This window comes from Streptomyces sp. NPDC047028, from assembly GCF_040644095.1.
In the GTDB taxonomy this organism is placed as follows: Bacteria; Actinomycetota; Actinomycetes; order Streptomycetales; family Streptomycetaceae; genus Streptomyces.
Genome location: NZ_JBEYVS010000031.1, coordinates 1 through 17278 on the forward strand (window position 1 = coordinate 1; position 17278 = coordinate 17278).

Genomic DNA, 17278 nt, shown 5'->3' on the forward strand with positions numbered 1-17278 from the left:
GTTCCCGGGGCGGCACGGCTGGGGGTACGACGGGGTGTCGCCGTGGGCGGTGCACGAGCCGTACGGCGGACCCGAGGCACTGAAACGGTTCGTCGCCCCTATAGGGGCGCGGGGAACTGCGCGAGCAACCCACCACGACCGCAAGCCGACGACGTACCGGAGTAACCCCGGCCGTGAACGCCCGCTAACCTGCGGAGCATGACCGTGAATCTCGAAGTCGCCGAAGGTGTCGGAACCCTGCGCCTGGACCGCCCGCCGATGAACGCGCTGGACATCGCCACGCAGGACCGGCTGAAGGAACTCGCCGAGGAGGCCACCCGCCGCGACGACGTGCGCGCCGTGGTGATCTACGGCGGCGAGCGGGTGTTCGCGGCGGGTGCGGACATCAAGGAGATGCAGGAGATGGACCACGCCGCGATGGTCCTGCGCGCCCGCGCCCTCCAGGACTCCTTCACCGCCGTGGCCCGCATCCCCAAGCCCGTCGTCGCGGCCGTCACCGGCTACGCCCTCGGCGGCGGCTGCGAACTCGCCCTGTGCGCCGACTACCGCATCGCCGCCGAGAACGCCAAGCTCGGCCAGCCCGAGATCCTGCTCGGCCTGATCCCGGGCGCCGGCGGCACCCAGCGCCTGCCCCGCCTGGTCGGCCCCTCCAAGGCCAAGGACCTCATCTTCACCGGCCGTATGGTCAAGGCCGACGAGGCCCTCGCCATTGGCCTGGTGGACCGGGTCGTACCGGCCGACGAGGTGTACACGCAGGCGCACGCCTGGGCCGCGAGGCTCGCGCAGGGACCGGCGATCGCCCTGCGCGCGGCGAAGGAGTCCGTGGACACCGGTCTGGAGACCGACATCGACACCGGTCTCGCCGTAGAGCGGAACTGGTTCGCGGGCCTGTTCGCCACCGAGGACCGCGAGCGGGGCATGCGCAGCTTCGTGGAGGAGGGCCCGGGCAAGGCCAAGTTCCTCTGACTCCTTCGGCCGAACTTGGGCCAAGTCCCGCCGAGTTGACGCGTCGTCCGATATGGGTCCCCCGATGGGGCGGTTTATGGCAGCCTTAACGCAGCCTTAAGTCTGCCTCGTCGAGGGAGTCGGACGATTGCCCCGTGATGAGTCGTCCCCGCAGGTCAGCCGGGTTCTCGCCGAGCCTCTCCTGCCGTCGGCATATGCCGAGCGAATGGGGCGCATCAGGGGCGTGCGGGGGGCGTATTCCTCCGGAACGGCCACGGAGACGGCTCCGGACCGCCATCATGGGGGCATGGCGGGGCTGGAGGGTATCGAACAGCCGCGGGGACACAGCCGTGCGGCCGCGGCGCGCTGGTCGCCCGCGGTCGAGGACGAGCGAGGACTGAAGGCGCTCGAACTCTTCGGCAATCCCGCGCAGTCGGAGGTGCCGCTGCCGTCCCGCCCCGAGTCCGCGGCCACCGCGCGCCGCCTCGCCCAGGTCGTCGTCCTGCGCAACTGGGGGCTCACCCCCAAGATGACCGAAGAAGTCGTCTTACTCGTCTCCGAACTCGTCGGCAACGCCGTACGGCACACCGGCGCCCGGGTGTTCGGGCTCCGGATGCGCCGCCGCACCGGCTGGCTCCGCGTCGAGGTCCGCGACCCGTCCCGCGGGCTGCCCTGTCTGATGCCGGTTCAGGAGACCGACGTCAGCGGCCGGGGACTCTTCCTGGTCGACGAACTGGCCGACCGGTGGGGCGTCGACCTGCTGCCGCGCGGCAAGACGACCTGGTTCGAGATGCGCGTCACCGAACGCGACCCGAAAATTCCCTAAAATGGGGTAATCGGCGGTTTTCTTACCCAGTCCCCCTTAAATGGTCGGGTGACCACGACCAACCGACGCGAGGTGCTGCGCGCGGGCGCCGGGCTCGTCGCCGGGGGCGCCCTCGCCGCCGGGTGCGGCAGCGCCCCGGACCATCCGTCAGCCGCGGCCTCACCGGCCGCGAACGCCCCCACGTCCTCCACCGCCCCGTCCTCCCGCGCGTCCGGCCACCCCGCGGCCACCCCCCGCACCGCCCCCGCCCCCCGCGCCTACCCCGGCGAACCCGCCCAGATCACCCACGGACCGCGCACCCGCCCCCAGGTCGCCCTCACCTTCCACGGCCAGGGGGACCCCGCCCTCGCACACTCCCTGCTCACCGCGGCCGAACAGCAGGGCGCCCACCTGACCGTCCTCGCCGTCGGCACCTGGCTGGACGACCACCCCGACATGGCCCGCCGCATCCTCGACGGCGGCCACGACCTCGGCAACCACACCCAGCGGCACGTCGCCATCAACGCCATGTCCGAGGCCGACGCCCGCGCCGAGATCACCGGCTGCGCCGACCGGCTCAAGCGGCTCACCGGCTCCATCGGCAGCTGGTTCCGCCCCTCCCGTGCCCCCACCGCCTCCCCGCTCGTCGCCCGGCTGGCCCGCGCGGCCGGCTACCCGCACGTGCTGTCGTACGACGTCGACTCGCTGGACTACACCCGTCCAGGCGCCGACGCCGTCACCCGCAAGGTCCTCGCCGAGGTGCGCGGCGGCTCCGTCGTGAGCATGCACTTCGGATATCCGGACACGGTCGCCGCCCTCCCCGCCGTACTCCACGAACTCGACCGCCGCGGCCTGCGCGCGGTCACCACCACGGAGCTGCTGAGCTGATGCAACCCACCAAAGCCGCCCGCCTGCTGGCCGCCGGAGCCGCCCTCACCGTCCTGTCCCTGCTCTCCGCGTGCGGCACCCAGCAGCACGCGGACGAGGCCCTCGGCAGCAAGGCACCCGCCGCGCCCCGGCCGAAGCCGAAGAAACCCCAGGTCAACGTGTTGCCCGGGATGCCCCCGGTCACCGACCCCAGCGACGTCTACGCCGCCGACCGGCCGAACCACCTCTCCCCGGTCGTCAAGGACTTCCCGCCCCGGGTGTACGTGCCCAACACCGAGTCCGACACGGTGACCGTCATCGACCCGAAGACGTACAAGGTCATCGACACCATCCCGGTCGGCCGGCAGCCCCAGCACGTCGTGCCGTCCTGGGACCTGAAGACGCTGTGGGTCAACAACGACCTCGGCAACAGCCTCACCCCCATCGACCCGCGGACCGGCAAGGCGGGCGACCCCGTCCCCGTGCACGACCCGTACAACCTGTACTTCACGCCCGACGGCAAGTACGCCATCGTCATGGCCTCCATGGACCGCCAGCTCGTCTTCCGCGACGCGCACACCATGAAGACCGTCAAGGCGCTGCCGGTCAGCTGCTACGGCGTCAACCACGCCGACTTCTCCGTCGACGGCCGCTACTTCATCGTCTCCTGCGAGTTCAGCGGCGAGCTGCTGAAGGTGGACACGGTGAAGATGAAGGTCGTCGGACAGCAGAAGCTGCCCTACGACGACGCCCAGCCGCAGGACGTCAAGATCTCCCCGGACGGCAAGCGGTTCTACATCGCCGACATGAAGGCCGACGGGGTGTGGATCCTGAACGGCGACACCTTCGCCAAGCCCACGTTCCTGCCCACCGGCAAGGGCGCCCACGGGCTGTACATCAGCCGGGACTCCCGCGAGATGTACATCTCCAACCGGGGCGAGGGCTCCATCTCCGTCTTCGACTTCACCCAGAACCGGCTCACGAAGAAGTGGCACCTGCCCGGCGGCGGCAGCCCCGACATGGGCGGCGTCTCCGCCGACGGCAAGGTGCTGTGGCTGTCCGGCCGCTACAACGCCGAGGTGTACGCCATCGACACCCGCACCGGCGACGAACTGGCCCGCATCAAGGTCGGCAGCGGCCCGCACGGCCTCGCCGTCTACCCCCAGCCGGGCCGCTACTCGCTCGGACACACCGGGATCTTCCGCTGACCGAGAGTCAGTTGACGCGCCGACGGACGGGTGACGGTCCCGCCCGAGGCGCGCGCGAGCGGCCATCGTGCTCCGTATGACCAGCACCACTCGCTCGCGCCGCCGCCGCGGCACCGCCGCCGTCCTGTCCCTCGGCGCCGTCCTCGCCACCACGGCCGCCACCGCGCCCACCGCGGCCCCGGCCAGGACGGTCCACGCGGCCCCCGCCGCGAAGGCCGCGGCCTCCTGCCCCCAGTTCGACGACAAGCTCCGGGCCGCCGCCGACCGGCGCGCCGACCTCGACCGGATCACCCCGAAGCCGGCGTGGCGCACCACCTGCGGCACCCTGTGGCGCAGCGACAACCGTGACCCGGAGACCGTCTTCGAGGAGGGCTTCCAGCCGAAGGACGTCATCAACGGGCAGTACGACATCGAGAAGTACGTCCTCGTCAACCAGCCCTCGCCGTACGTCTCGACGACCTACGACCACGACCTCTTCAAGGCCTGGAAGTCGAAGTACAACTACTACGTCGACGCGCCCGGCGGCATCGACGTCAACAAGACCATCGGCACCGCCCACAAGTACGCCGACCAGGTCGAGGTCGCCTTCCCCGGCGGCATCGCCCGGCAGTACATCGTCGGCGCCTGCCCGGTCGACAAGGCGACCAAGACGGAGATCCTCAGCGGCTGCGAGAGCAATCCGTTCTACGCCCCGTGGCACTGAGCAACGCCTCCGAGCCCACCGGACGGTAGCCGGCCGCCTGGAACGCCCGCAGACTGCGGGCGTTCCCCGCCGCGACCTGCGCCCACACCGGCTCCCCGGCCAGCCGCCGCGCCGCCGTCACCAGCGCCCGCCCCAGCCCCCGGTGCCGTACCCCCTCGTCGACCTCGACGGCGACCTCCAGCCGCCCCGCGACCCCACGCCCCAGGACGAGCAGCCCGCCGTCCGCCGCCCACACCCGCACGTCGTCCCGCCGCTCGCGCGCGGCCACCACCCGGGGATGCCCGGGGTCGCCGATCTCCCGCAGGGCCGGACCGCCATCCCCGGCCGGCAGCGGCGGGGCGACCAGCAGCACGTCGATCGTGTCGGTACGGCGGCCGGTCCGCTCCATCACCGCGGCGAGGAACCGCGCGTTCATGGGCGCGGCCAGGGCGTCGCACTCGCCGGCGACCGCGTCCAGCGTCTCGCGCACCCACTCCGGGTCCTCGTCCGTGAAGACCACCGAGTGCGCGGTGAGGGCGAGGACGCCGGCGTCGCGCGGCGAGGGCTGCGGCACGACCGTCGTGGTGCCGTCGGCCGGCGGGAAGACACCCCGCGCCGCCCCGTCGAGAATGTCCCGCAGACTCCGCACACCGCTCCCCTTGAGTCTCCACCCGCTGGAAGGCACAGACTCGCAGACGTGAACGACGACGGCACCGCACTTCTCACCATCGGCGCGCTGGCGCGGGCCACCGGCCTGACCGTGCGCACCATCCGCTACTGGTCCGACGAGGGCGCCCTGCCCGTGGTGGCCCGTTCGGCGGGCGGCTACCGGCTCTACGACGCGGGCTCCGTGGCCCGCCTCGAACTGATCCGCACCCTGCGCGAGCTGGGTCTCGGCCTGGACGACGTACGCCGGGTGCTGGCCGGTGAGCGGACGGTGGCCGAGGTCGCGGCCGCACACGTGGCGGCGCTGGACACCCAGATCCAGTCGCTGCGGGTGACGCGCGCGGTGCTGTCGACGGTGGCACGGCGTGGTTCTACGGCGGAGGAGATGACCCTGATGAACAAATTGGCGAGGCTGTCGGCGGCCGAGCGTCGGCGGATCATGGAGGAGTTCGTGGAGGAGTTGTTCCACGGGCTCGACAGCGTGGACTCCGACATCCACGAGAGGATGCGGCAGACCGCGGTGAACCTGCCGGACGACCCGACGCCCGAGCAGGTCGACGCGTGGGTGGAACTGGCGGAGATGGTGCAGGACCCCGGGTTCCGGGCGCAGATGCGCGGGGCCGCCGAGTTCAACGCGGCCGACCGGCGCCACGACACGCCTCCCGGTGCGTCGACGTGGTTCGCCAAGCGGCTCGTCGAGCTGGCCGGGCGGGCCCGGGAGCAGGGCGTCGACCCGGCGGCGCCGGAGGCGGAGAAGGTGCTGCGCGACCTGATCGGCACGGCGGACCGGGCCACCGTGCTGGACCGCATGAGACGCGTCCACCATCCCCGGCTCGCCCGCTACCGCGAACTCGTCGGCGTTCTGAAGGGAACACCCGTCTCCGCCCACGAGGAGGACTTCGCCTGGGTGGTCGCCGCACTGGAGTTTCGGGCGGGCCGTTAATCTGACCTGCGTCAGTAGGCCTGCACGGCATGAGAAACACGAACAAAAGGGGCGGATCGGTGGCGGACATCGAGGAAGCACGCAAGGAATTCCAGCGGATCGACGCGGACGGTGACGGATTCATCACCGCCGCGGAGTTCAAGTCCGCCCTGGCTCAGGGCGGTGACTGGAACGTCACCGACACGGTGGCGGAGGCCATCATCAAGACCCGCGACCTCAACGGCGACAAGGTCCTCTCCTTCGAGGAGTTCTGGGCCCACCTGAGCAAGTGACCCACCTGGGGGTGCCCGTCCCGCGAGGGAGGGGCACCCCTTTGCCGTAGCAGCGGAATAGGCCCGTGGGTGCCGGGGTTGAGGCCCGTGTCGGAAGCATGCATGTGCATTGATCCTGGAAGGGTCTGTCATGAAGATCGGCATCATCGGCGCGGGCAACATCGGCGGCAACCTCACCCGGCGGCTCACCGCGCTCGGTCACGCCGTGTCCGTCGCCAACTCCCGCGGCCCCCACACCCTGACCGCACTGGCCGAGGAGACCGGGGCGACGCCCGTACCGGTGGCGGAGGCCGCCAAGGGCGCCGAGGTCGTGATCGTCACCGTGCCGCTGAAGGCCGTGCCCGACCTGCCCGCGGGGCTGCTCGACGGGGCGGCGGAGGGCGTCGCCGTGATCGACACCGGCAACTACTACCCGCAGCAGCGGGACGGCCGGATCGCCGCCATCGAGGACGAGGGGCAGGTCGAGAGCCGCTGGAGCGAGCGGCACATCGGGCACCCCGTGATCAAGGCCTTCAACGGCACCTACGCCCAGGACCTCCTGGACCGCCCGCGCCCGGCGGGCGACCCCGAGCGCATGGCGCTGCCGGTCGCCGGGGACGACACCGCCGCCAAGGAGAAGGTCCGGGCCCTGATCGAGGAACTCGGCTTCGACACCGTCGACGCGGGCGGCATCGACGACTCCTGGCGCCAGCAGCCGGGCACGCCGGTGTACGGACTGCAGGCCGGCGCGGAGGCCGTGCAGAAGGCGCTGGCCGAGGCGCCGAAGGAGCGGCCGACCGACTTCCGGGGCTAGGCGTGTGTGGGGGGGTGCGAGAGATGCGCCGAGTGGCCAGAGTTGGCAGGGTTGACGATCAACTCATCTCTCCAGCACGGAATATGACGCTTCGCCAGTTTCCGTGCGCGGGTTTCCGATAAACCTGAGCGGGGCATCGTACGCCTCCTGTGACGCGGTGTCGGAAACAGCGGTTCGCGCAAGAGGCCGCTGTGCGCCAGTTGGCGTAGACACCGCACACGGCGCGTTCTATCCAGTTGAGGGCGCGGGGCGCACGCGACCCTGCACCGGTACGGGAGGTCGCACATGGTGGTACAGGACGATCCGCAGGACTACTGGATCGCGCTCCTCGACATCGAGGACTTCAGCCTGCGCCCGGAGACCACCCAGGCCACACTGCACGACGGCCTGTACGACGCCGTCGAGTTCGCGCTGGCGCGCGCCGGCATCGGACCGGAGCAGTACACGGCGCAGGACCGCGGCGACGGCATGCTGCTGCTCCTGCCGCCCGAGACGCGCCCCACCCGGCTCCTGCGCGAACTGGTGCGCGGGCTGGACGACGCCCTGGCCCGGCACCGCGACACCTACAGCGAGGACCACCGGATGCGGCTGCGCCTCGGCCTCGGCCAGGGCCTGGTCCTGCGCAACGGGCAGCGGTGGACCGGCACCGGCATCAACGACGTGGCACGGCTCGTCGACGCGGCCCCCGTCAAGCGGGCGCTCGCGCGGGCCGGCCGCGCACACCTGGTGGTGGTCGTCTCCGACGCCGTGCACCGCAAGGTGGTGCGGGGCCGCTACCCGGGCATCGACGCGGCTGCGTACCTGCCCGCCGACTTCGTCACCAAGCACGGCGAGCAGTGCCGGGGCTGGGTCACCGTGCCCGGCTACCCGGCACCGCCCGGACTTCCCGCGGACTCGGGGGAGCCGCCACGCGCGAGAGCCGGCTCCGGGGGACCGGCCGGTGCGGGCGGTACCGCGGGAGCAGCGGGCGGCGGGACCGAACCGGGGAGCCCGGTCCCGCCGCCCGCCCAGCACGGCCGGCACGGCCGGCACGCCCAGCAGGCCTACGACGCCGGTGACGACGGCGCCACAACCGCAGGCCGCGACGCCGTCGACGCCTACATAGGGCGCGACCGCGTGGGCCAAGACCGGTTATCCGTCCAGGGCGACTACGCGGGCCGCGACCGGGTCACGGTCGACGGCGACTACGCGGGCCGCGACCGGGTCACGGTTCACGGCGACTACGCCGGCCGCGACCACATCACCATCCAGGGCGACCACGTGGACGGCGATCAGCTCACCGTCCACGGCGATTACGTGGGCGGCGACCGGATCACCGTTCACGGTGACTACTTCAGGGACGCGAGACCCGAGCCCCGGCCGGGTGCCCCGGGCGATCGGCGTGGCACGGGCGCCGGGGACGGCCGCTCATGACCACCCCCGCCGGGACCGGGCCGGCCGCCGCGCCGACGACGACGGCCGCACCGGCGGTCACCCCGACGGCGTCCCCCGGCCCGACCGGCCCGAACGGTCCCACCAGTCCGAACGGCCCCGTCGGCCCGCAGGTGCCGACCGCTCCCTCGCCGGGCAGCGGCGGCACCGCACCCGACCCCGGCGCCGGTGGCGCCCACGGCGCCGACCACCAGGCGGGCGCGCCGAACACCGCCCAGCCGGGCGGCCCGTCGGCCCCCGACAACACCGTCGGCAAGAGCGAGAGCGCCAGTCAGGCCACCGCCCGGGTCGGCGCCGGCAGCCTGCGGGCCGGACTGCTGCGCACCGCCTGGACCCGGATCGGCGGCGACCGGGTCGAGGGCGACAAGATCGTCATCCAGGCCGGCAGCGAACGCGGCGTCGTTCTGCGCGTCCTGGCCGCCGGCGTCGTGGAGACCGTCCGGCACACCTTCCAGCCCCCGCCCCGCTGGGACGACGTCGTCGCCGACGCCTGGCGGCGCCGCTCGGTCGTGCTGCGCGGCCCCCTCGGCGCCGGAAAGACCGCGGCCGCCGTACGCCTCCTCCTCGCCGCCCAGGCCAAGTCCTTCTACCTGCTGGACTCCGTCGCCGAACTGACCCGCCTCACCGAACTCTCCCGGCTCGGCACCGGCGCCGGACTCCTCGTCGACCGGCCCGTCGACCTGTCCGAACTGCGCGCCACCCAACTCGCCGGACTGGAAGACCTGTTGCTGCGCGCCGACGCCCACCTGGTGGTGACCGCCGGGCCCGAGGCCGAGCTGGGCCGGGACGTCACCGAGTACGTGCAGCGCATCACCCGCCCCCACGCCCTCGACGGCGTGCTGCGCGCCCACCTCACCCACCGGCTCGGCGAGCCGGACACCGACGGCGCGCTGACCTCCGCCGGTGTCCCCGGACTCGTCACCGAACTGCTCGACAGCGCCGCCGGCTGCCTGCACGCCGCCCGCCTCGCCGAGGTCCTCGCGCACGAGCACGGCACCGGCGCCATCGACCCCGAGCGGGTCCGCGCGCGGATGGACCACACCGGCGGGGAGACCCCCGAGGAGTGGTTCGAGTCGCTCGGCGACACCGCACTGCGCACCCAGGCCGTCGCCCTCGCCGTCCTCGGCGGACTCCCGCAGGAGCATGTGGCCATGGCCGCGAGCGCCCTCCTCGACCGGTTCCGCAGCGAACGGGGTGTCCTCGCCGACAGCGTGCGGGACGGGCCCGTACCCCTGAGCCAGGACCCGTTCAGCCAGTCCCGCCGGCTCCTCGCCGACCAGTTGCGCGCCCGTACCGTCTCCGCCGTCACCAAGGGCGACCTCGGCCTGCTGCCCTGCACGGTCGCCGAGTACCGCGACCCCGGCTACCCGGCCCGGATCATCCGGCACGTCTGGTCCGAGTACCGCATTCAGCGCGAACTCATCGCCTGGCTGGGCGAGTTGGTCGACAAGCCGTCGCTGTCCGTGCGCAGCTTCGCCGGGACCGCCCTCGGCCTGATCGCCACCGAGTCCTTCGACCACATCGCCACCCAGGTGTTCCCCGGCTGGCTGCACGCCGAGCACACCGGCGCGTTCCGCCGCGAGGCCATCGCCTACGCCCTGCGGATCTGCCTGCGCGACCCCCAGGTGCGCACCGGCGTGCGCGCCCTCGTCGACGGCTGGTACATGAGCGGCGCGTGGCAGTCCCAGGCCGCCGCCGCCCGCGCCTACGGCCTCTGCCTCGGCGGCGCCGACCTCGCCACCGCCGTGCAGCGGCTGACCCGGCTCGGCACCGTCGACCACATCGACGTGGCCATCGCCATCGGCGACGCCTTCTCCGACCTGCTCGAACAGGACGTCGCCGGGCACGCGCCACTGGTCCTGCGGGCCGTCGCCGAGATGGCGCACGAACCGTCCAGCAGGCCCTCCGGCCATCTCGCCTTCCTGATCCTCGCCAACGCCCTGCTCACCGAGGAACCCCCCGGCTCCACCCGGCAGCCCCGCCCCCGCCTGCTCACCCTGGCCGCCGAACAGCCGCCCGGCCACGAACTGCGCCGGCTGCTCGGCTACCTGTGGGCGGAGGTGATCAACGGCGAACTCTTCTCCGACGACGCCGGCAGCGTCCTGGAGGGCTGGTTCGCCCGCGCCGAGACCGATCCCCAGCTCCTCGACGACATGGTCCGGCACGTGGTGGAGGACGTGGCCCGCAGCAGCCCCCGTACGGCGATGCTGCTGGACCACCAGGCGGCCCGCTGGACCGACCCCGACCGCTTCCTGTCGCTGCCCCGCTCCTCGGCCGTCCTGCGCGCCGCCCTGCGCGCATCCGCCTCCACTCCGTCCGCCTCGTCGGCGGTGGGCGCCGCAGCCGGCCCCTCCGCCCCGTACGCCCGTCCCACACAGCCAGGAGGTGGCCGGTGAGCGACCCGGTCTCGTTGATCGTCAGCCGCGAGCCCGTGCCCCGGGTGGCCGTCGGGCCCACCAAGGCCAAGGACCCGCACCTCGCGGTCGTCTACGCCACCGCCTCCGGCGAGGTGGACTGCTTCGACGGCGGCCGCCCGATGACCGCCTCGCAGCAGGTGTTCTCCCGCTACCGCACCCGCTACGAGGTCGACCTGCGGCCCCGCAGCCGTACCGCGGTCCTCGGCCGCAACCCGGTCGTCTCCCAGGACGGGGTGCACGCCTTCGAGGTCAAGGTCGACTTCTCCTTCCGCGTCGACGGCTCCGAGGGCGCCAAGAACCTGGTGCGGGCCGGCATCGACGACGCCCTGCCCGTCGTCCACGGCTACCTGGTCCGCCGGTTCCACGGCGCCGGACAGCGCTTCGCCATCGAGCGCTCCTTCGAACTCCAGCACCACCTCAACCAGTTGTGTGCCCAGCCGATCGTGCTGGCGGAGGGCCTGGTCGTCTACGACTGCCAGGTGTCGGTACGGCCCGACGCGAAGTCCCTGACCTACCTGGAGTCCCTGATCGACGCGGGCCGGCGCGAGACGCTGGGCCAGGCCGACCACACACCCGACCTGGGGAACGTCGTACGGCAGGGCGAACTCGAGGCAAAGCAGCAGGAGTTGCGGATCGAGCAGGCCGCCCGGCAGGCCGAGGCGCTGCGCGGTGTGCCCATCGACAGCGAGAGCCTGATCCGGCAGTACATGAACACCCACCCCGAGGACGCGGCCGGCGCCTTCGAGATGCTCCGCAAGCTGGAGGAGGCCCGGTTCGCCACGGCCGAGCTGCAGAACCAGCGTGCGCTGGAACTGTTCCAGGCGATGGCCGACAAGAACCTCGTACAGGCCGGCGACCTGGAGGTCATGCGGCACCTGCTGAACGGCGTGGTGATGCGGGCCGCCGGCGGCGACGGGACAGCGGCCCTGCCGGCGGCCACCCCGCAGCTCCCGGGCGCCCGCCCCTGGGACGCCCCGGTCGGCCGGCTCGCCCCGGGTCCGGCGGCCGGCGCCCCGCCCCGCACCCCCTCGCCCCCGCCACCGTACGCGCCGGGACCGCCTGGGCCGGGTGCGGCGGCACCAGGCTCAACGGCCCCAGGCACGGGAGCCCCGGGTGCGACGGCCTACGCCCCGCCCTACGCCCCGCCCTACACCCCGACCCTGACCCAGCCCGTCCACCCCGGCCCCGCACCCGTCGGCACCTCGCCCACCCCCGCCTACACCGCGCTCATCTACCTCGCCCTCGACGAGTCCGCCAAGGACTGTCTCGCCGAGCTTAACCGCGGCCTGAGCGACCTGCACGCCGCGCTGTGCGCCGCCCCCGAGGTGTCCGCCGGGCTCCGGCTCTCCGTCCTCGGCATGGCCGCCACCAGCGAACCCCGGCTGCAGCTCGCCACGGTCACGCCGGCCGCCGCCACCCCCCTGCTCACCGCGCGCCCGGGACTGTCGTACACGCACGCCTTCCAGCAGCTGCGGACGGTCGTCGGACAGGACGTCGGCGTCGTCAAGGCACAGGGCGGGCAGGTGCTGCGCCCCATCGTGTACGTCGTCAGCGGCCGCGCCCCCGACGAGGGCGGCGGCTGGCGGGACGCCCACCGCGCGCTCACCGACGTCGAGACCAACCCGGCCGCGCCGCACGTCATCGCGCTGGGCCTCGGCCAGGCCGACCCGTTCGCGATCCGGGCCGTGGCCACCCGGCCCGAGTTCGGCTTCATGGCACCGCCGCACCAGGACGCCGTGTCCGCCGCCCACAGCTGCGCGGCGTTCCTGCGAGACGGCGTCGTCGGCTACGGCCGGCGCCTCGCCTCCGGGGACCCGCAGTTCTCCGTCGGCCCGCCCGACGGCTTCCGCCTCGCCGAGGACGCCTACTGACCTGACAGCACCGCACCAACCCACCACGCAGGGAACGGAACGACGATGATGGACAGCAACCGGGGGCACTTGCTCCCCATCTACGTCCTGGCCGACGAGTCGGGGTCGATGACCGAGCACATGGACGAGCTGAACGCCGGCCTGCGCTCACTCCACCAGGCACTGCTCGGCGAGCCGATGGCCGCCGCCAAGGTGCGCTTCTCCGTACTGGGCTTCTCGGACGACGTGATCGAACGCGTCCACCTCGTCGACCTGCGCAGCGCGGGCGAGTTCCCGCAGCTGCGCACCCGCGGCATGACCAGCTACGCGGCCGCCTTCGAGGACCTGATCCGCCGCATACCCGACGACGTGGCCGCCCTCAAGGGCGAGGGCTACCAGGTGCACCGGCCCGCCGTGTTCTTCCTCAGCGACGGACTGCCCAACCACGGCGAGGACTGGAAGTCCGCGCACCGCAGGCTCGTCGACCGGCAGGCCACGCTCGGCGCGCCGAACATCATCGCCTGCGGCATCGTCGACGCCGACGCGCAGACCATCAACCAGGTCGCCACCGAGGCGCAGTTCGGCTTCGTCGCCAACAAGGGCGTCGATGTGGGCGCGGCCATCGCCAAGTTCTGCACCGCGCTCACCAAGAGCGTGATCTCCTCGGGCCGTTCGCTCGGCTCGGCGGCCCCGCAACTCGTGGTGGACAAGCCGGAAGGCTTCACCGTCGCGATCGATGTGATCTGAGGTGGCCTTGTTCCACAACCGCCGCTCCGACGACGACCACCGGGGCGAGAAGCGACGCGAGCCCCCGCCCCCGCCCGGCCCCGCCCCGGCGCTCTACCCGCCGTCCGAGCCGGCGACCGGGCAGCCCGACCGGCCCGATCAGCCGGCCCAGCCCGCCCAGCCCGCGCAGATGTACGACTGGGAGCAGCCGGGCCCCTGGCCGCCCGTCGCCCCCGGCCCCGCCCCCGCGACGGCGCCGGGCGCCCGGCCGGGACCGCAGCAGCCCGGACCACAGCAGCCGGGGCCGTCGCAGGTCCGGCCCCAGCCCCCGGCGCAGCATGCCCAGCACGCCCCGCCGCCCCCGGCGCAGCACCCCGCGCTCCCTCTGGACGACTTCGGCCGGTACTGGCACCCGATGGTGATCGACGGCGTCGTCCCCGACTTCACGCCCAGGCCGCCCGGCCGCGTGCTGTCGTACCGGCCCGACACCGTCTGCGACGGCTGGTCCACGCCCGCCCTGGACCTGCGCCTGGCCTCCGTGCGCGGCTACGCGCACCGGGTCGAGGGCCGCCCCCGCGAGGACGACGCGGCCGCCTCCTGGGACGAGACCACCGGCACCGTGGTGTTCGCCGTCGCCGACGGCGTCTCGGACGCGAGCCAGCCGCACATCGGCTCCCAGCTCGCCTGCCGCAGTGCCGTCGACGAACTGCTCGCCCAGGTCCGGGCGAGCAACGGCCTGGTCACCGACTGGCCCAAACTGCTCGGCACCGTCCACTGGCAGCTGCGCGAACAGGCCACCCGGCTGCTGCGCGGCAAGGACGCCACCGTCGACGAGACGGCCGACCTGCTGGCCACCACCCTCGTCGCCGGTGCCGCCACCCCCACCCGGGACGGCGTCCACGTGGCGCTGATCTCGGTCGGCGACTCCGGCGCCTGGGCGATCAAGTACCAGGAGCTGTACCCGCTGCAGGGCGGCAAGCAGGCCGGCGCCGACGGGCTGATGTCCTCCGTCGTCCAGCCCATGCCGTACGTCCCCGCCGACGCGAGGCCCGCCGAGTTCCGCCTCGACCCGGGCACCGTGCTGCTCGTCGGCACGGACGGGTTCGGCGACCCCGTCGGTGACGGCCGCGGCAAGGTCGCCCGCCTCTTCGCCAACGAACTCGCCACCCCGGTGCCCCCGTTGGCCTTCGCCTACATGCTCGATTTCTACCGGGAGACCTTCGACGACGACCGCACCCTGCTGGCCCTGTGGCCGCGCGCCGCCGGGCCGGGAGGGCCGCGATGACCGCCGTACAGATGGCCTGGGTACTGCCCGACAAGCTCGGCCGGTACACCGACCACAGCCTCGGCAACGGCGGCCAGGGGATCGTCTACGGCGTCCCCGACCCGCCCGGCCGGTTCGCCGGGGAGTACCTGGCGTACAAGGAGTACCTGCCGGTCGTCTCGTACGACGCCGACGTCCTGCACGACATGGTCTGCTTCCGCCAGCTGCTCGGCCCGGCCGACCGCGCCTTCCTCGACGAGCGGACCACCTGGCCGCTCGCCCTGGTCTACCGGGGCGACACCCCCACCGACCCGCTGCCGTCCCGCAACCCGAGCACCAAGGTCACCGGCTTCCTGATGCACCGGGTGACACCGGCGTACGAACTGCACAGCCCGGTCCTGGGCGGGGCCCAGCTGCAGGCGCTGGAGTACCTGCTCAACGTGGACGACTACGGCCGGCGCATCGGCCTGGTCGTCGACGACACGCGCCGCGTGGAACTGCTGCTCGACCTCGCCCGCACCATCGCCTGGCTGCACAAGCACCGCATCGTGGTCGGCGACCTCTCACCGAAGAACGTGCTGTTCACCCTTCAGGGCGCGGCCCGCTGTCTGCTCATCGACTGCGACTCCATGCGCCATAAGGGCAAGGACGTGCTGGACCAGGTCGACACCCCCAGCTGGGAGGTGCCCGAGGCGCTGAAGGCCACGACCGCCGCCGACTCCTGGAAGTTCGGCCTGCTCGCCCTGCGGCTGTTCAACCGCGACCAGGACGACCGGGACCCCGGCCCGCTGCGTGCGCTGTCCACGGGGCTGGCCGGCCTCGCCAACCGGGCCCAGAACGCGGACCCGGGCCGCCGGCCGGCCCTCGCCGAATGGCTCCCCGAACTGGAACTCGCGCACGACCGTCTCCGCCGCCGCCCCACCCCGCCACCCGCGCCCAAGCCGACGCCCACGCCCCCGTCCCCGCAGCCCGTGCCGCCGAGGCCGGTGCCACCCCGTCCCACGCCCCCACGCCCCACGCCCCCGCGCCCCGCGCCCCCGAGGCCCGCCGCCGCCTCGACCGGCAAGCGGGTTGCCGGCTGGCTGCTGGCGGCGCTGCTGGTCGGCGCGATCGGCGGCTACACGGTCACCCACATGCGCAACACGGGCGACAGCCAGGCGACGCCGTCCTCCACGACCCCGACCGCCGACACCTACCGGGACGACGACTCGGGCTCCGGCTCCGGCCCCACCCCGTCGGACACCACCCCCACCCCCACGGAGTCGAAGGACCCCACCCTGGTCGTCGCGAAGGGCGCCTCCGTCGACTTCTCGGCGGTCGCCGACGACTCCCGGGCCCCGCACGTCGCGGGCATGTTCGCCGCGTTCTTCGGCGCGGTCAACCAGCACCGCTACGACACCGCGCTGAGGTACTACGACCCCGGCAGCGGCATCGTCGACCTCGGCTCCGACTCCAGCCGAGCCGACTGGAAGAAGGTCATGTCGACCACCCAGGACAGCGAGTTCGTCCTCAACAGCCTGCAGAGCGACAGCGGTTACACCCTGGCCACGCTCAGCTTCCGCAGCCACCAGGACGCAGGCTACGGCCCGGCGAGCAGCCCCGACGACACCTGCGACGACTGGACGATCACCTACCAGCTGACCCACTCCAAGGGCTACCGCATCTACAAGGCGCCGAGGGAGGGAGTGAGTTACACCCCCTGCTGACGGCTGTGCGTCGGCCCCTCACCCCCCGTGGGCCAGCCGCTTGAGCTGGTCCACGGCCCGCACGGTCACCGTCTGCCGTCCGGTCACGATCCAGCCCCGGGCCCGCCACTGCTCCAGCACCCGGCTCACCGTGCGCCGCGAGGTCAGCGCCAGACCCGCCAAGTCGTCCTGGGAGAGTGACAGTCCGATACGGCGCCCGGTGCCGTCGGCGTCCGGCAGCCCGCACCGCTCCACCAGGTCCAGCAGCAGCCCGGCGAGCCGGGCGGGCACCGGCTCGGTGATCCCGGCGCGCTGCACGTCGGCCTCCCGCAGCCGCTGCGACAGGGTCCGCTCCAGCGCGGCGGCTATCTGAGGCCGGGAGCGGGCCAGCACGTGGAAGCGCCCGGCAGGCAGGTTCAGCACCTCGGCCGGGGTGGCCGTCACCAGCGACGCCGAACGCCGCCGCCCCCGCTCCACCGAGGCCTGCTCGCCCAGCAGTTCACCGGGTCCGCGCAGCGCGAGCAGCGCCCGGTACCCGGCGTGCGACTGCGCGACCACCTTCACCCACCCGCCGACCAGCACGATCAGATGATCCGAACCCTCCCCCTGGGTGAGGAACTGCCGGTCCGCCTCCAGCACCATCCGCACACCGGCCCGCCGCAGAGCAGCCCGGTCCCCGGCATCAAGAGCCTCCCAGAAGGAGGCGGTACGGCTGGCCACGACC

Annotated in this window: 16 protein-coding genes; 14 read left to right on the forward strand and 2 right to left on the reverse strand. The window is 73.1% G+C overall.

Features of this window, described 5'->3' with window-relative positions; all coding sequences use genetic code 11:
• The first annotated feature begins 198 nt into the window (after positions 1 to 198).
• The 5 genes from ABZ854_RS25470 (at position 199) to ABZ854_RS25490 (ending at position 4528) form a co-directional block, all read left to right on the forward strand.
• Positions 199 to 966: an enoyl-CoA hydratase-related protein gene (locus ABZ854_RS25470; RefSeq protein ID WP_361214755.1), complete on the forward strand. Its 768-nt coding sequence runs from the start codon at positions 199 to 201 to the stop codon at positions 964 to 966.
• Between the two features lie 286 nt (positions 967 to 1252).
• The gene (locus tag ABZ854_RS25475) at positions 1253 to 1771 is read left to right on the forward strand and encodes an ATP-binding protein (RefSeq protein ID WP_164992284.1); all 519 of its coding nucleotides are present in this window, start codon (positions 1253 to 1255) and stop codon (positions 1769 to 1771) included.
• 48 nt (positions 1772 to 1819) lie between these two features.
• Positions 1820 to 2638, forward strand: a complete 819-nt coding sequence (locus ABZ854_RS25480; RefSeq protein WP_361214758.1) for a polysaccharide deacetylase family protein — start codon at positions 1820 to 1822, stop codon at positions 2636 to 2638.
• The gene (locus tag ABZ854_RS25485; RefSeq protein ID WP_361214762.1) at positions 2638 to 3825 is read left to right on the forward strand and encodes a hypothetical protein; all 1188 of its coding nucleotides are present in this window, start codon (positions 2638 to 2640) and stop codon (positions 3823 to 3825) included. The genes ABZ854_RS25480 and ABZ854_RS25485 overlap by 1 nt, the downstream gene beginning before the upstream one ends.
• A 76-nt stretch (positions 3826 to 3901) precedes the next feature.
• The gene (locus ABZ854_RS25490; RefSeq protein ID WP_361214764.1) at positions 3902 to 4528 is read left to right on the forward strand and encodes an ADP-ribosyltransferase; all 627 of its coding nucleotides are present in this window, start codon (positions 3902 to 3904) and stop codon (positions 4526 to 4528) included.
• Here the strand turns inward: ABZ854_RS25490 and ABZ854_RS25495 are convergent.
• Positions 4485 to 5156 carry a GNAT family N-acetyltransferase gene (locus ABZ854_RS25495; RefSeq protein ID WP_361214766.1) on the reverse strand — a complete coding sequence of 224 codons (672 nt, stop codon included), beginning with the start codon at positions 5154 to 5156 and terminating at the stop codon, positions 4485 to 4487. The two genes, ABZ854_RS25490 and ABZ854_RS25495, sit on opposite strands and share 44 nt — an antisense overlap.
• 48 nt (positions 5157 to 5204) lie before the next feature.
• On the opposite strand from ABZ854_RS25495, the gene ABZ854_RS25500 reads away from it, so the two are divergent.
• From ABZ854_RS25500 to ABZ854_RS25540, 9 genes are all read left to right on the forward strand, one after another.
• Positions 5205 to 6116, forward strand: a complete 912-nt coding sequence (locus ABZ854_RS25500; protein ID WP_361214768.1) for a MerR family transcriptional regulator — start codon at positions 5205 to 5207, stop codon at positions 6114 to 6116.
• A 59-nt stretch (positions 6117 to 6175) separates the two neighbouring features.
• Positions 6176 to 6388, forward strand: coding sequence for an EF-hand domain-containing protein (locus ABZ854_RS25505; protein ID WP_129311749.1), 213 nt, complete (start codon positions 6176 to 6178; stop codon positions 6386 to 6388).
• A 130-nt stretch (positions 6389 to 6518) separates the two neighbouring features.
• Positions 6519 to 7181: an NAD(P)-binding domain-containing protein gene (locus ABZ854_RS25510; protein ID WP_361214770.1), complete on the forward strand. Its 663-nt coding sequence runs from the start codon at positions 6519 to 6521 to the stop codon at positions 7179 to 7181.
• Between the two features lie 285 nt (positions 7182 to 7466).
• Positions 7467 to 8594 (forward strand): hypothetical protein, encoded by a 1128-nt coding sequence (locus tag ABZ854_RS25515; RefSeq protein WP_361214772.1) that lies wholly within the window; start codon positions 7467 to 7469, stop codon positions 8592 to 8594.
• Positions 8591 to 11008, forward strand: a complete 2418-nt coding sequence (locus tag ABZ854_RS25520) for a hypothetical protein (protein WP_361214774.1) — start codon at positions 8591 to 8593, stop codon at positions 11006 to 11008. Before ABZ854_RS25515 ends, ABZ854_RS25520 begins: the two co-directional genes overlap by 4 nt.
• Positions 11005 to 12900, forward strand: coding sequence for a hypothetical protein (locus ABZ854_RS25525; RefSeq protein ID WP_361214776.1), 1896 nt, complete (start codon positions 11005 to 11007; stop codon positions 12898 to 12900). The genes ABZ854_RS25520 and ABZ854_RS25525 overlap by 4 nt, the downstream gene beginning before the upstream one ends.
• A gap of 45 nt (positions 12901 to 12945) precedes the next feature.
• Positions 12946 to 13626 (forward strand): hypothetical protein, encoded by a 681-nt coding sequence (locus tag ABZ854_RS25530; protein ID WP_361214778.1) that lies wholly within the window; start codon positions 12946 to 12948, stop codon positions 13624 to 13626.
• 1 nt (position 13627) lies between these two features.
• A complete protein-coding gene (locus ABZ854_RS25535) occupies positions 13628 to 14890 on the forward strand; it encodes a protein phosphatase 2C domain-containing protein (protein ID WP_361214780.1) in 1263 nt (420 codons plus the stop codon).
• Entirely contained in the window at positions 14887 to 16575 is a 1689-nt protein-coding gene (locus ABZ854_RS25540; protein ID WP_361214782.1) for a lipopolysaccharide kinase InaA family protein, read from the forward strand. Before ABZ854_RS25535 ends, ABZ854_RS25540 begins: the two co-directional genes overlap by 4 nt.
• Positions 16576 to 16593: 18 nt before the next feature.
• On the opposite strand, the gene ABZ854_RS25545 is transcribed toward ABZ854_RS25540, so the two are convergent.
• Complete coding sequence (locus tag ABZ854_RS25545) at positions 16594 to 17274, reverse strand: Crp/Fnr family transcriptional regulator (protein WP_361214784.1); 681 nt, start codon at positions 17272 to 17274, stop codon at positions 16594 to 16596.
• Between the last annotated feature and the right edge of the window lie 4 nt (positions 17275 to 17278).

What these genes read in the sequence shown, in the direction of transcription:
- ABZ854_RS25510 (WP_361214770.1), top strand. Translation starts at nt 6,519, where the DNA reads ATGAAGATCGGCATCATCGGCGCGGGCAACATCGGCGGCAACCTCACC.
- ABZ854_RS25485 (WP_361214762.1), top strand. Translation starts at nt 2,638, where the DNA reads ATGCAACCCACCAAAGCCGCCCGCCTGCTGGCCGCCGGAGCCGCCCTC.
- ABZ854_RS25520 (WP_361214774.1), top strand. Translation starts at nt 8,591, where the DNA reads ATGACCACCCCCGCCGGGACCGGGCCGGCCGCCGCGCCGACGACGACG.
- ABZ854_RS25475 (WP_164992284.1), top strand. Translation starts at nt 1,253, where the DNA reads ATGGCGGGGCTGGAGGGTATCGAACAGCCGCGGGGACACAGCCGTGCG.
- ABZ854_RS25540 (WP_361214782.1), top strand. Translation starts at nt 14,887, where the DNA reads ATGACCGCCGTACAGATGGCCTGGGTACTGCCCGACAAGCTCGGCCGG.
- ABZ854_RS25530 (WP_361214778.1), top strand. Translation starts at nt 12,946, where the DNA reads ATGATGGACAGCAACCGGGGGCACTTGCTCCCCATCTACGTCCTGGCC.
- ABZ854_RS25515 (WP_361214772.1), top strand. Translation starts at nt 7,467, where the DNA reads ATGGTGGTACAGGACGATCCGCAGGACTACTGGATCGCGCTCCTCGAC.
- ABZ854_RS25470 (WP_361214755.1), top strand. Translation starts at nt 199, where the DNA reads ATGACCGTGAATCTCGAAGTCGCCGAAGGTGTCGGAACCCTGCGCCTG.
- ABZ854_RS25490 (WP_361214764.1), top strand. Translation starts at nt 3,902, where the DNA reads ATGACCAGCACCACTCGCTCGCGCCGCCGCCGCGGCACCGCCGCCGTC.